Here is a 13,356-nt window from a genome sequence, read left to right on the forward strand (position 1 = left end):
CCCGGACGCCGGGCATGCACCCTCCGCCGCAAGGGCGAACAACCACGACGGCGCAGACCGGCGGTGCCGAGCCGACAGCGGCTGTTCGGCACCGCCGGACGCCCCGGCGGGGGTTACTCGCCGCGGCGGCGGGACCGGATCGCCCGGCCGGCAACCTCACGGACGGGCAGCGCCACACACGCCCCCGGCCCCCAGGCCCGCATCCCCCGGATGCCCGGGCATGCACCCTCCGCCGCCGCGGGGAAGACCCGCGACGGCGCAGCGCCCCGCCGCCCACGGAACCGGCGGTGCCGGGCCCGACTACAGGACGGAGTCAGTCATGCGGATCGCAGTCGTCGGGGCCGGGCGGATCGGGGCGCATCATGCGGCCGTGGTCACGGCGCTCGACGGGGTCGGGCAGGTCGTCGTCGCGGATGCCGACCACGAGCGGGCCGCCGCGGTCGCCGAGCGCGTCGGTGCCCGTACCGCCCCCTCCCCCGAGGCCGTGTTCGAGGGCGGCGTCGACGCGGTCGTGATCGCGGCGACCGCCTCCGCCCACCCCGGCCTGATCGCGCGCGCGGCCCGCGCCGGCCTGCCCGCGTTCTGTGAGAAGCCGGTCGCCCTCGACGTCCCCGGAACGCTGCGCGCGCTGCGCGAGGTCGACACCGCGGGGACGCTGTTGCAGCTGGGGTTCCAGCGGCGCTTCGACGCCGGTTTCCGCGCCGCGCGCGAGGCGCTGCGCACCGGGCGGCTCGGCCGCGTACACACCATCCGCGCCGTGACGTCCGACCCCGCACCCCCGCCGCCCGAGTTCCTGGCCCGCTCGGGCGGGCTGATCCGCGACTGCCTGGTGCACGACTTCGACGCGGTGCGCTGGCTGACGGGGCGGGAGGTGACGGAGGTGTACGCGCGGGGCGCGACCGGTGGCGCGGGTGCGGCGGCCTTCCGCGAGGCGGGGGACGTGGACACGGCCGCCGTCCTGCTCACCCTGGACGACGGCACCCTGGTGACGGCGACGGCGACCCGCTGCAACGGCGCGGGCTACGACGTGCGCACGGAGCTGTCCGGGGAGCTCGACCAGTGGGTCGTGGGCCTGGACGCCCGTACGCCCGCGACGTCGGCCGAGCCGTCCGGACCGCCCCCTCCGGCCCGCCCCTGGACCGGCTTCCTGGAGCGGTTCGGCGCCGCGTACCGCGCCGAGCTGGCCGCCTTCGTGCGGGCGGCCCGCGGCGAGGCACCCAACCCCTGCCCGGCCCGCGAGGGCCTGCACGCCCTGCTGGTGGCGGAGGCGTGCGAGACCTCCCGCCGGGAGAACCGGCCGGTCCGCCCGGCCGCCCCCGCGGAACCCGGCCCCGCGGGCTGACCCGGGGTCATACGTACGTCACAGGCGTCACATTCCCACCGCCCTTCCGTCACAGCCGTACGACAGCGCCTCATCGGCGGTCACTCTGCGTCGTTCACGGAACAACAGTCGTGGTGATCGACAAGGCCGCGCCGCAGCTCCCCCGACGGATCCCCCTCCGTCGCTGCGGCGCAGCGGAGAGGCGCGAGATGACTGACCGTCGACTCTGGTCCTACAAGGAGATCGCAGCGCACATCGGCGTGCAGACCGATACCGTGCGGACCTACCGGAAGCACGGACTGCTGCCCAAGCCCGACCTGACCGAGGGCGGCAAGCCCTACTGGTTCGCGGACACCGTCCGCGCCTGGGTGGCCGCCCGCCCGGGCAACCGTTCCCGGCGCGACACCCGGAACTGACCCCCACCACCCGCCCTTCCGGCCCCGGACCGCTCGCGGTCCGGGGCCCTGTCTGTCGGCCGCCCGGCGCACAACCCCCGGGCACGGATGTCCGGTTCACCCTCACAGGAATACCCCCAGGGGGTAAGGTGTTCCCACTGGTGCACGGCACCACGACCAACCCTTCCGAGGAGAACCGCCATGAGCTCCCAGACCACCGACTCCACCACCGGCTCCACCACCGTCTACCGCGTGACCGGCATGACCTGCGGCCACTGCGAGTCCGCGGTGACGGAGGAGATCTCCGCCCTGCCCGGCGTGACGTCCGTCAAGGCCGTGGCCGCCGACGGCCGGGTCACCGTGACCTCCTCGGCCCCCCTGGACGACGAGACCGTCCGCGCCGCGGTGGACGAGGCGGGCTACGAGCTCGTCGGCCGCGACTGACACATCACCTGCAGCGGCTGCGGAGCTTCATCCGGCCGCATAAGCGACACAACACCCACACACTTGCCCTCTTGCCCGACTGCGCCCGTTATGGCAGGAGACCTAGATCACAGCAATCCCAACGTAACCATTGCGGGGGGTCGAGGGTCTAACCAGGCAGTGCTGGATCGTCTTGGGGGACGGTACCGGCCACGCGTGGCCGGGGCACGTACCCGGGGAGCTTTGAGCGGCCCTCCCGTACGTACGCGTCCCGGCAGATCGCGTCGGTCGCGCGCACCGAGGCTCCCGGCCGGATCCCGTGGGGGGAATCCGTACCGGGGAACGGGAAGCGCCCCGCTCCGACCCGTGGGGGGATCGGAGGCGGGGCGCTTTTCACAGCCCTGCGAAAAGCCCTGAGAGCCATGGCGGCTCTCAGGGCTTTTGTCGGCTCAAGGCCTCGGCCTCGGGCGCTTGCGGCCTCGTACGGACCAGCCGCGCCCGTACGGATCAGGCGTGCTCGACCGGCAGGTCGCGCTCGACGACGCCGGTGTAGATCTGGCGCGGGCGGCCGATGCGGGAACCCGGCTCCTTGATCATCTCGTGCCACTGGGCGATCCAGCCCGGAAGGCGGCCGAGGGCGAAGAGCACGGTGAACATCTCGGTCGGGAAGCCCATGGCCCGGTAGATCAGACCGGTGTAGAAGTCCACGTTCGGGTAGAGGTTGCGCGAGACGAAGTAGTCGTCGGAGAGCGCGTGCTCCTCGAGCTTCAGCGCGATGTCGAGCAGCTCGTCGGACTTGCCGAGCGCCGAGAGGACATCGTGCGCCGCCGCCTTGATGATCTTCGCCCGGGGGTCGAAGCTCTTGTAGACGCGGTGCCCGAAGCCCATCAGGCGGACGCCGTCCTCCTTGTTCTTCACCTTGCGGATGAAGGCGTCGACGTCGCCGCCGTTGGCCTGGATGCCCTCGAGCATCTCCAGCACCGACTGGTTGGCGCCACCGTGCAGCGGGCCCCAGAGGGCGTTGATGCCGGCGGAGATCGACGCGAAGAGGTTGGCCTGCGAGGAGCCCACCAGGCGCACGGTCGAGGTCGAGCAGTTCTGCTCGTGGTCGGCGTGCAGGATCAGCAGCTTGTCGAGCGCGCTGACGACGACCGGGTCCAGCTCGTACTCGGCGGCGGGCACCGAGAAGGTCATGCGCAGGAAGTTCTCGACGTAGCCGAGGTCGTTGCGCGGGTAGACGATCGGGTGACCGATCGACTTCTTGTACGCGTACGCCGCGATCGTCGGCAGCTTGGCGAGCAGCCGGATCGTGGAGAGGTGGCGCTGCTGCTCGTCGAACGGGTTGTGGCTGTCCTGGTAGAACGTCGACAGCGCGCTGACCACGGAGGACAGCATCGCCATCGGGTGCGCGTCACGCGGGAAGCCGTCGAAGAACCGCTTGACGTCCTCGTGGAGCAGGGTGTGCTGGGTGATCTCGCCCTTGAAGGTGTCCAGCTCGTCGCCGGACGGCAGCTCACCGTTGATCAGCAGGAAGGCGGTCTCGAGGAAGGAGCTGCGCTCGGCGAGCTGCTCGATCGGGTAGCCCCGGTAGCGCAGGATGCCCTGCTCGCCGTCGAGGTAGGTGATCGCGGATTTGTAGGCGGCGGTGTTGCCGTAACCGGAGTCCAGGGTCACCAGCCCGGTCTGGGCGCGGAGCTTGCCGATATCGAAGCCCTTGTCGCCGACGGTGCTGCCGACCACCGGGTAGGTGTATTCGCCGTCCCCGTACCGCAGTACTACAGAGTTGTCGCTCACGTCATCCCTCACCGACGTTGTGCCTCTTCTTCGAGGTGCCCTGACTACCCCTACCTTCCCCCATTTGGACGATGCACGTGCACTCGGGGTCGGCCATAGGGCCTAAAGACGGCACTCAGTGCCGTCCAGCCTGGCCATACTGCCCCCTTCGCCCCGGTTGGTAAACCGATGAGAGACGAATCCCACCCCGCATCCGCGCCCGCGGGGCCCCCGTGCACCCCGGAACGGCCTGTTCGACCCTTCACAAAACCTCCCCGAGCGGACTCACCTCGCCAGCCGGTGATCGAGCGCCGTACACCTCCTGCCTGCGGAGACGGTCCGTACGGCCTGCCCGAGCGCCTTCCGCGAGCCCACCAGCACCACCAGCCTTTTCGCCCGGGTTACTGCGGTATAGAGCAGATTGCGCTGGAGCATCATCCAGGCACCCGTGGTGACGGGGATCACCACGGCCGGGTACTCGCTGCCCTGCGAGCGGTGGATGGTCACGGCGTAGGCGTGGGCGAGCTCGTCGAGTTCGTCGAAGTCGTAGCCCACTTCCTCGTCCTCGTCGGTGCGCACGGTCAGCCGCTGCTCGACGACGTCGAGCCCGGTGACGACGCCCACCGTCCCGTTGAAGACTCCGTTCTGCCCCTTTTCGTAGTTGTTGCGCACTTGGGTGACCTTGTCGCCGACGCGGAAGACGCGGCCGCCGAAGCGCTTCTCGGGCAGATCGGGCCGGGCGGGCGTAATGGCCTGCTGGAGCAGCCCGTTGAGGGTGCCGGCGCCTGCCGGGCCGCGGTGCATCGGCGCCAGCACCTGCACGTCACGGCGGGGGTCGAGCCCGAACTTGGCGGGGATGCGCCGGGCCGCCACGTCCACCGTGAGCCGGCCCGCCTCCTCGGTGTCCTCCTCGGCGAAGAGGAAGAAATCCGTCATCCCCTGAGTGATGGGCTGGGCCCCGGAGTTGATGCGGTGTGCATTGGTGACGACGCCGGACTGCTGCGCCTGCCGGAAGATGCGGGTGAGCCGGACGGCGGGGACGGGGCCGCCGGGCGCCAGGAGGTCGCGCAGCACCTCCCCGGCGCCCACGGAGGGCAGTTGGTCGACATCGCCCACCAGGAGCAGGTGGGCCCCGGGAGGCACGGCCTTGACGAGCTTGTTGGCCAGCAGCAGGTCGAGCATGGACGCCTCGTCCACGACGACCAGATCGGCGTCCAGGGGGCGGTCCTTGTCGTACGCCGCGTCCCCGCCGGGCTTGAGCTCCAGGAGGCGGTGGACGGTCGACGCCTCGGCGCCCGTGAGCTCGGAGAGCCGCTTCGCGGCCCGCCCGGTGGGCGCCGCGAGCACCACCTTCGCCCCCTTGGCCCGGGCCAGTTCGACCACGGACCGGACGGTGAAGGACTTGCCGCAGCCGGGCCCGCCGGTGAGCACCGCGACCCTGCTGGTGAGCGCGAGCCGCACCGCCTCCCGCTGCTCGGGGGCCAGCTGCGCGCCCGTGCGGCCCGCGAGCCAGGTGAGGGCCCTGTCCCAGTCGACGTCCCGGAAGACGGCGAGCCGGTCGTCCTCGGCGCCCAGCAGCCGCTTCACCTGCCCGGCCAGGGACAGTTCGGCGCGGTGGAAGGGGACGAGGTAGACGGCGGTGACGGGCTGCCCGCCCTCCGGGCCGGGAACGCTCTCGCGGACGACGCCCGGACCCTCCTCGCCCTCCTGGGCGGCCAGTTCGGCGAGGCAGTCGATGACGAGACCGGTGTCGACCTGGAGGAGCTTCACGGCGTCCGCGATCAGCCGCTCCTCCGGGAGATAGCAGTGGCCCTGGTCGGTGGACTGGGAAAGGGCGTACTGCAAGCCGGCCTTGACCCGCTCGGGGCTGTCGTGCGGGATGCCGACGGCCTGGGCGATGCGGTCGGCGGTGAGGAAGCCGATGCCCCAGACGTCGGCCGCGAGGCGGTAGGGCTGGTTGCGGGTGACGGAGATGGAGGCGTCGCCGTACTTCTTGTAGATGCGCACGGCGATGGAGGTGGAGACGCCCACTCCCTGGAGGAAGACCATGACCTCCTTGATGGCCTTCTGTTCCTCCCAGGCGGCGCCGATCAGCTTCGTGCGCTTCGGGCCGAGGCCGGGGACCTCGATCAGGCGCTCCGGCTGTTGCTCGATGACGTCGAGGGTGTCCGTGCCGAAGTGCTCGGTGATGCGGTCGGCGATGCGCGGGCCGATGCCCTTGATCAGGCCGGAGCCCAGATAGCGGCGGATGCCCTGGACGGTGGCGGGCAGGACGGTGGTGTAGTTCTCGACGGTGAACTGCCGCCCGTACTGCGGGTGGGAGCCCCAGCGGCCCTCCAGGCGCAGCGACTCCCCCGGCTGCGCCCCGAGCAGCGAGCCGACCACCGTGAGGAGATCGCCGCCGCCCCGGCCGGTGTCGACGCGGGCGACCGTATAGCCGCTCTCCTCATTGGCGTAGGTGATCCGCTCCAGGACACCTTCGACGACTGCCATCTGGACCATGCACCGACGGTACCGCCGCGGTCTGACAGGTGTTCGGGCCTGTGGATAACTCCCGCGAGGCGCGAAAGGCAGAGGGGCCCGGTCCGACGACCGGGCCCCTCGCGTCCCCCCCAAAACCGGCTTCCCCTGAATCCCCCCGGATCCCTCCCCGGGAAGCCCGACGACAAGTACGACCCACCCGGGCCGCAAAGGGTTGCAGCGCTTTCAAGGAGTTATCGTTCCGTTACCCCTTGTGCGATTTCGGGGTTCTCGGCTACCGCAGGTAAGCCATGGCCGTACCGAGGGTAACCATTTCGGCACCTCCGGGCCGTCCCCGCTGCGGCGCGGCGCAGAGGGCATGTCCCCGCCCGCCCCGGGGAACCCGTCCCCCATGAAGCTCGCCTTCTCCACCCTCGGAGTGCCCGGACTGCCCCTGTGGGAGGTGGTGCGGCTGGCCCGTGCGCACGGCTGGGACGGCGTGGAGCTGCGGGCCCACCCGGAGGAGCCCGTGCACCCCGGGTGCGGGGCGAAGGAGCGGGAGGCGGCGGTCGCGGAGTTCGCCGGGGCGGGCGTGGAGATCCTGGCGGTGGCCGGGTACGCACGGGTCGCCGCCGCCGGCGACGACGCCCCCGTGCTGCACGAGCTGTCCGGCCTGGTCCACCTGGCGGCCGACCTCGGCGCCCGCTACGTGCGGGTCTTCCCCGGCGGCGGTGACCTGCCCGCGGAGGAGGCCGACGCGACGGCGGCCCGGCGGCTGGGCACGGTGGCCCCCCTGGCCGCCGACCGGGGCGTCCACGTGCTGCTGGAGACGCACGACTCGCACCGCCGGGCCGCGGACGCCGCCCGCGTGCTCGGCCCCGTGGGGCACGCGAACATCGGCGCCCTGTGGGACGTCCTGCACACCTGGCTCGGCGGCGAGACACCCGCCGAGAGCTTCCCCGTGCTCGCCCCGCACCTGGGCTACGTACAGGTGAAGGACGTCGCTTCGCCCGAGGCGCTCGATCCGCTGCCGCTGGGCGCAGGGGCGCTGCCGCTCGGCGAGTGCGTCCGGGTGCTCACCGGGTCGGGCTGGGACGGCTGGCTGTGCTGGGAGTACGAGAAGCGCTGGTACCCGCAGGCGGCCGATTTCGGGCAGCTGGCGGCGCCGGGGGCGGAGTACTTGCGCCGCTTGCTCGCCGCCGCCCCGCCAGGGCCGTGACGCCCACGCCGGACACCAGCAGCACCGCCGCGCCCCAGCGCAGCGGACTCACACCCTCGCCCAGCACGAGCGCCGCCGACGACATGCCGAAGACGGGCACCAGCAGGGTGAAGGGCGCGACCGCCGAGGCGTCGTAGGTGCGCAGCAGGAAGCCCCACGCGCCGAAGCCGAGGACGGTGGAGACCCAGGCGACGAAGAGGATCGCCCCGGCACCGCTCCAGTCGAGCGACCGCAGCGCCGCGGCGTCCGCCTCCGGGCCCTCGAAGAGAAGCGAGAGCAGCAGGAGCGGCAGCACCGGCACGGTGCTCACCCACACCATGAAGCGCAGCGCATCGGGCGGCGCGGCCTTGCGCGTGATCACGTTGGACACGCCCCACACGGCCGCGGCGGCCACGACGAGCGCGAAGCCGAGGAGCGTTCCGGAGGTGCCCTCGTCGACGGCGGCCACCGCGATGCCCGCCAGGGCCAGGGCCATGCCGAGCACGCGTGCTCGGCCGAGCCGTTCGCCCAGTGCGGCGACGGCGAAGAGGGCCGTGAAGACCGCCTGCACCTGCAGCACGAGCGAGGACAGGCCGGCCGGCATGCCCAGGTGCATGCCGGTGAACAGCAGCCCGAACTTGCCCACGCCGAGGACCAGTCCTACGGCCACGATCCAGCGCCACCGGACCTGCGGCCGCCCAACGAGGAAGACGGCCGGCACGGCCGCGGCGAGGAAGCGCAGGGCGGAGAAGAGCAGCGGTGGGAAGTGGTCGAGGCCGACGTCGATGACGACGAAGTTGACGCCCCAGACGGCGGCGACGAGAACGGCGAGGGAAAGGTGCAGGGGACGCATACGGGCCAGCCTCGCCGCCCGGACTCTGTAGCACCAGCACAGGTTCCTTCATGATGGGATTCAGCAACGCTGAAACGATGAGGGGGACTTCCGTGCTGGACCTGGCCCGCCTGCGGGCGCTGCACGCGGTGTCGGTGCACGGCTCGGTGAGCGCCGCGGCCGTGGCCCTGGGCTACACGCCGTCGGCCGTCTCGCAGGCCGTCACCAAGCTGGAGCGGGAGACGCGCACGACGCTGCTGGAGCGGCGCGGGCGGGGTGTGGCGCTGACCGACGAGGGGCGTCACCTGGCCGCCACGGCCCGGCAGTTGCTGGCGCTGGTCGAGCAGGCGGAGACGGAGCTGGAGGAGCGCCGGGGGCGGCCGGCGGGCCGGCTGGTCATCGGGGCGTTCGCGTCGGCCGCGCGCGGCCTGCTGCCCGGCGTACTCGCCCGGCTCGGCAGCGATCACCCGGCGCTGGACGCCCGGCTGCTGGAGGTGGACCCGCACCTGTCGGCCGACCTGGTCTCCCAAGGGGTCATCGACCTCGCGGTCACGCACGACTGGGACATCGCCCCGCTGGCCGCCCCGGAGGGCCTGGAGCGGGCGGTGATCGGTGACGACCGGTGCGACGTGCTGGTGCCGGAGGGGCACCCGCTGGCCGGGCGCGAGGTGCTCGACCGGACGGACCTGCCGCACCACCGCTGGATCTGCCAGCCGCCCGGCGCCGTCTGTCACGACTGGCTCGTACGGACGCTGCGCGCCACCGGGCACGAGCCGGACCTCGCCTACCAGGTCGCCGAGAACCACACTCACATCGCCCTGGTCGCCGCGGGCCTCGGCATCACGCTGATGCCCCGCCTGGGGCGGGGCCCGCTGCCCGCGGGTGTGCGCGCCGTGCCGCTGGAGCCGGTGCCCGTGCGGCGGCTCTTCGCCCTGTGGCGCACGGGCGCGGCCCGCCGTCCCGCGATCACCGAGGCCGTCCGCACGCTCCACGAGCAGTGGCCCCTGAGGACGTACTGAACCACCGGGCGGAGCACGTTGAGCAGCTGGTCAACCGGCTTGAGCGCATGGTTGCACCACTCGCTCGAATCGTATGATGCAGCCTCGGCGAGAGGGCTGCACACATGACGGTGGACACCAAGGAACGGCTGATCCGGGCGGCGGACACCGTGCTGCGGACGCAGGGGTACGCCAAGTCGAGCGCACGGACGATCGCCAAGGAGGCGGGGGTCAATTCGGCGCTGGTCTTCTATCACTTCGGGGGCGTCGACCCGCTGCTGTTCGCGGCGCTCGACCGCTCCTCCGCCGGGCGCATGGAGCTGCTCACCGAGGCGGTCGCGGACGCCCGCACCCTCGAGGACCTGGTGGACGCCGGCACGCGCGTGTACCGCAGCGACATCGAGGCCGGGCACCTGACGCTGTTCTCCGAGCTCGTCGCCGCCGCCGTCGCCAAGCCGGAGCTGCGCGCGGAGATCCGGGAGCGGGCCGAGCCGTGGATCGCCTTCGTCGAGCAGACCCTGGAGCGGGTCATCGGCGGGACGCCGCTGGCGCGGCTGACCCCGCCGCGCGACCTCGCCAACGCCGCGATCACCTTCTACCTGGGGGTCAACCTCTTCACCGTCCTGGACAGCGACCGCTCCCGTACCGAGTCGGTGTTCGCGATGGCCCGGCGGCTCGCGCCGCGCGCACGGCTGCTGACGCGGCGGCTGCCCGCGCTCGGCGGGAAGCGGCGCGCGCACGACTGACGCTCGCCGGGTGCGGGAACCGCCCCGGGGCGCCGCCCGTCCAAGGGCCGTGCTGCCGCCGTACCCGCAGAGCGGTGTCGGCCCGCGCCGCCGGCCGGTTGCTGACTCTCCCTCTCCGCCGCCTGCGGAAGGCAGCACGCCGTCGTCGGCGCGCCCCCCGCTCCACAGCGCCGGCGGCGGGCCCGGCCGGGCGAAGCGGCGGGTCGGACCGGTACGGCGTACGGGCAGGGTTGTACGGACATGGCGTGCGCACCCGGCGTACGCCCGGTGACACGCGCCCGCACACACATCGTTTCCACCGCCGCCGTGCGCCCGGCACGTCTGGTGTGCGCCGGGCCCGGGAAGCCAGGCTGGAGCGCATCGGGGGGACGGGGGTCATCATGGGCCATGGCGCGCCGCGGACGGCGCTGCTCGCGCTCGCGCTGCTCGCGTCCGGAGCGACCGCCGCGCTGAGCGGCTGCCGGGCCCAGCAGCCCGCTGCGGGCGCCGCCGGCACCCCCGCCGCCCACGCCCACCCGGGGCGCGATCCGGCGTTCCTGGCCCGCGGCGAGTGCGCGGGGCGGAACGCGGGCTCCTTCTCCGAGATCTCCTGCTGGAGCGGGGAGGCCGCAGCGCGGGTCCTCGCCCGCTACAACGGCCCCCGCCCGGGCGGCCCGCGCTGCCCCGACGAGACCGACTTCGTCCTGCACATCACCGCCCTCGACCAGGGCACCTCGGAGGCGCACAGCGCTCCCGAGGGCTACGCCTGCATGCGCAACCTCCAGCCGCCGCACCCGGGCGACCCCGGCATGGGCGGCGGGCCGGTGACGGTGACCGGCGACTGCCTCTACACCCAGCGGGACGGGGTGGTGAAGGAGACCGCCTGCGACGGCTCGGCGGCCCACGCCCCCGAGTACCGCATCACGGCCCGGGTCGGGGCCCGGCCCGAGTGCCCGCCCTCGACCGACCTGTACGTACAAGTGGGCGGCGGGGCACCCGTCGGGTGCGCCCGCCGCCTGGCCTAGCCCGCCCCGAGGGAGCGGTCGCGGTTACGGCCGCAGGGCCTGCCGCTGCTCGACGACCGGCTTGTCGAGCTTCGCGTCGTACGGGGCGAGCGGCTTGGCGTGCGCCTCGTCCTGCCGGACGGCCGCCGGGGCGACGCCCGCCCACTGCAGGACCTTGGCCGTGGCCTTGGCCCGCTCGTCGGCGACCAGCTGCGCGATGTTCGAGCCGTGGTTGCCGCCCGGCGCGTAGAAGCGGTAGTCGTCACGCGCGGCCGCGTTCCGGCCGAGGCGGAACGGCTCGCCGCTCCACGGGTCGTTCTGCCCGTAGACGAAGAGCATCCGCTTGCTGTCCTCACGCACCCAGCGGTCGACGTCGGCCATGGCGCCGCGCTTGAACTTCATCGGGATCTCCCGCGGCACGTACGCGCGCGGATTGAGCGTCTCGGGGTGCCGGAGCAGGCCCTTGAGGTGCGCGTTCTTCACGCTCGGCGCGCCGAGCTCGGTGCCCGCCTGGTAGTAGTACGGGGTGAAGCGCTCCAGGCCCTGATCGGTGTAGCCGTCGAAGCCCGAGATCGTGTCGACGAACTTGTACAGCTCGTCGGTGGAGGCGTTCGTGGCGGGCACGGACGCGCAGTCGCTCTGCAGGTGGTACTGCCAGAACGACCAGACCAGGTCGACCACGACGTTCTCGAAGGCCTTGTCGATGCTGCCGAGGGTCTTGAAGGTCTTGCCGTTCTCGTCGGCCCACTTCTGGTAGCGGGCGACGAACTCGCCGCGGCGCAGCAGCGCCTGGCGCTGCACCGAGTTGAGCTGGGTGCGGCAGGCCTGGTCGCCGACGTTCGCGAAGAACCGGTCGTAGGCCGAGTCCTCGTTGTTGTCGATGTCGTTGGGCGCGACGTAGGCCACGGTGCCGTTCATGTCATTCGGGTAATAGCGGCGGTAGTACGTCGCCGTCATGCCGCCCTTGGAGCCGCCGGTGGCCAGCCAGTTCTTGCCGTAGAGCGGCTTGAGGGCCGTGAAGAGGCGGTGCTGGTCACTGGCCGCCTGGTAGATGTCGAGCTTCGACCAGTCGGCGGGCTGCGGCCGCGACGGGGTGAAGAAACGGTACTCCATCGACACCTGGTTGCCGTCGATGATGCGGGTCGGCTCGCTGCGGCCGGGGTTGGTGCTGACGTTGTAGCCGGAGGTGAAGAAGACGGTCGGCCGGTCCGTCGACTTGTGCAGCAGCGTGAAACGCTGCTGGAAGGTGCCCTTGGCCGGGCGCCGGTGGTCGACCGGCTGATCGTAGGTCAGAACGAGGTAGCGGTAGCCCTCGTAGGGCTTCTCCTCGACCAGCTTCATGCCCGGAATCTTCAGGACGCGGTCCTTGATGTCCGGCTCGGTGGCCTTCTCGGCCGCCCCCGCCGTGGCACTGCCGGCACCGACGGTGCCCACGAGCACCGTCAGCGCCAGCAGCCATCTGAGAGCCTTGCGCATTCGCCCTCCCCTGGGTTCGCAAGTTCGCCGCGAACCTACCGGGGGGCCGACCTGCGCACCAGACCCTTTTCTCTCACCCTTCCCGCTGCTTGCTGCCGGCCCCGGCAGCCCGCCGGGCTCAGCCGGTCCGCTTGGCGTACGTCACCATCACGACGCCGTTGCCGAACGAGCGGGTCCCCTTCAGGTCGTAGCGCTCCGGGGAGAACTCCGCCGAGAACAGCGGGACGCCCTTCCCCGCCACGAACGGGTTGATCTTCACCACGAGCTCGTCGATCTCACCGCGCAGCTGGCCCGCGAGGTTCGCCCCGCCGCACAGCCAGATCCCCTTGCCCTCCTCCTGCTTGAGGTCGCGGACCAGCTCCACCGGGTCGCCGCAGAAGACGGTGACCGCCGGGTCGGGGCTGACGGCGAGGGACTTCGAGACGACGTACTGCCGCAGGTGCGGGTACGGGCTGGTCATGCCGATCGACAGGCCGGGCTCGTAGGTGTTGCGGCCCATCAGGACCGTGTCGAAGTCCCTGTTGTCCGGGCCGAGCCCGACGGCCTCGCGGCCGCGCGCGGAGACGGTGTCGGGGTAGCTCTCGATCAGCGCGGCGACGTATTCGTCGTCCAGGATCGACAGCATGAACTCGAACTCGTCACCGGGCCCGGCGATGAAGCCGTCGATGGTGGTGGCGATGAAGTAGGTGAGCTTGCGCACGAGTCCCCCGCTCGGTGAGAAGCGCCCGGTCCGGGCTTGTCGGCGTCAACC

Annotated in this window: 11 protein-coding genes and 1 pseudogene; 7 read left to right on the forward strand and 5 right to left on the reverse strand. The window is 72.1% G+C overall.

Features of this window, described 5'->3' with window-relative positions; all coding sequences use genetic code 11:
- Positions 1-319 precede the first annotated feature (319 nt).
- The 3 genes from FGW37_RS11365 (at position 320) to FGW37_RS11375 (ending at position 2,160) form a co-directional block, all read left to right on the forward strand.
- Positions 320-1,342 carry a Gfo/Idh/MocA family protein gene (locus FGW37_RS11365; protein ID WP_179080961.1) on the forward strand — a complete coding sequence of 341 codons (1,023 nt, stop codon included), beginning with the start codon at positions 320-322 and terminating at the stop codon, positions 1,340-1,342.
- 188 nt (positions 1,343-1,530) lie between these two features.
- A complete protein-coding gene (locus FGW37_RS11370; RefSeq protein ID WP_179080962.1) occupies positions 1,531-1,737 on the forward strand; it encodes a helix-turn-helix transcriptional regulator in 207 nt (68 codons plus the stop codon).
- 180 nt (positions 1,738-1,917) lie between these two features.
- Positions 1,918-2,160, forward strand: coding sequence for a heavy-metal-associated domain-containing protein (locus FGW37_RS11375; protein WP_179080963.1), 243 nt, complete (start codon positions 1,918-1,920; stop codon positions 2,158-2,160).
- Positions 2,161-2,646: 486 nt separating this feature from the next.
- Here the strand turns inward: FGW37_RS11375 and FGW37_RS11380 are convergent, their stop codons facing one another.
- Together FGW37_RS11380 and recD2 are read right to left on the reverse strand one after the other, a co-directional pair.
- Positions 2,647-3,933, reverse strand: a complete 1,287-nt coding sequence (locus FGW37_RS11380; protein ID WP_179080964.1) for a citrate synthase — start codon at positions 3,931-3,933, stop codon at positions 2,647-2,649.
- Between the two features lie 264 nt (positions 3,934-4,197).
- Positions 4,198-6,414 carry an SF1B family DNA helicase RecD2 gene (gene recD2, locus FGW37_RS11385; RefSeq protein ID WP_179080965.1) on the reverse strand — a complete coding sequence of 739 codons (2,217 nt, stop codon included), beginning with the start codon at positions 6,412-6,414 and terminating at the stop codon, positions 4,198-4,200.
- A gap of 370 nt (positions 6,415-6,784) precedes the next feature.
- On the opposite strand from recD2, the pseudogene FGW37_RS33285 reads away from it, so the two are divergent.
- A pseudogene (locus FGW37_RS33285) lies at positions 6,785-7,498 on the forward strand (sugar phosphate isomerase/epimerase family protein); the annotation flags it as partial.
- On the opposite strand, the gene FGW37_RS11390 reads toward FGW37_RS33285, so the two are convergent.
- Positions 7,449-8,423 (reverse strand): EamA family transporter, encoded by a 975-nt coding sequence (locus tag FGW37_RS11390; protein WP_179080966.1) that lies wholly within the window; start codon positions 8,421-8,423, stop codon positions 7,449-7,451. The pseudogene FGW37_RS33285 and the gene FGW37_RS11390 overlap by 50 nt on opposite strands.
- A 92-nt stretch (positions 8,424-8,515) precedes the next feature.
- Between FGW37_RS11390 and FGW37_RS11395 the strand changes: the two genes are divergently transcribed.
- From FGW37_RS11395 to FGW37_RS11405, 3 genes are all read left to right on the forward strand, one after another.
- Positions 8,516-9,421 (forward strand): LysR family transcriptional regulator, encoded by a 906-nt coding sequence (locus tag FGW37_RS11395; protein ID WP_179084640.1) that lies wholly within the window; start codon positions 8,516-8,518, stop codon positions 9,419-9,421.
- A gap of 104 nt (positions 9,422-9,525) precedes the next feature.
- The gene (locus FGW37_RS11400) at positions 9,526-10,146 is read left to right on the forward strand and encodes a TetR/AcrR family transcriptional regulator (RefSeq protein WP_179080967.1); all 621 of its coding nucleotides are present in this window, start codon (positions 9,526-9,528) and stop codon (positions 10,144-10,146) included.
- A gap of 380 nt (positions 10,147-10,526) precedes the next feature.
- Positions 10,527-11,150, forward strand: a complete 624-nt coding sequence (locus tag FGW37_RS11405; RefSeq protein WP_246430354.1) for a hypothetical protein — start codon at positions 10,527-10,529, stop codon at positions 11,148-11,150.
- Positions 11,151-11,174: 24 nt separating this feature from the next.
- Here the strand turns inward: FGW37_RS11405 and FGW37_RS11410 are convergent, their stop codons facing one another.
- Together FGW37_RS11410 and FGW37_RS11415 are read right to left on the reverse strand one after the other, a co-directional pair.
- Positions 11,175-12,605 (reverse strand): S28 family serine protease, encoded by a 1,431-nt coding sequence (locus FGW37_RS11410; protein WP_179080968.1) that lies wholly within the window; start codon positions 12,603-12,605, stop codon positions 11,175-11,177.
- Between the two features lie 118 nt (positions 12,606-12,723).
- Entirely contained in the window at positions 12,724-13,305 is a 582-nt protein-coding gene (locus tag FGW37_RS11415; RefSeq protein ID WP_179080969.1) for a dihydrofolate reductase family protein, read from the reverse strand.
- Between the last annotated feature and the right edge of the window lie 51 nt (positions 13,306-13,356).

Source organism: Streptomyces rectiverticillatus (assembly GCF_013394065.1).
GTDB lineage: Bacteria > Actinomycetota > Actinomycetes > Streptomycetales > Streptomycetaceae > Streptomyces > Streptomyces rectiverticillatus.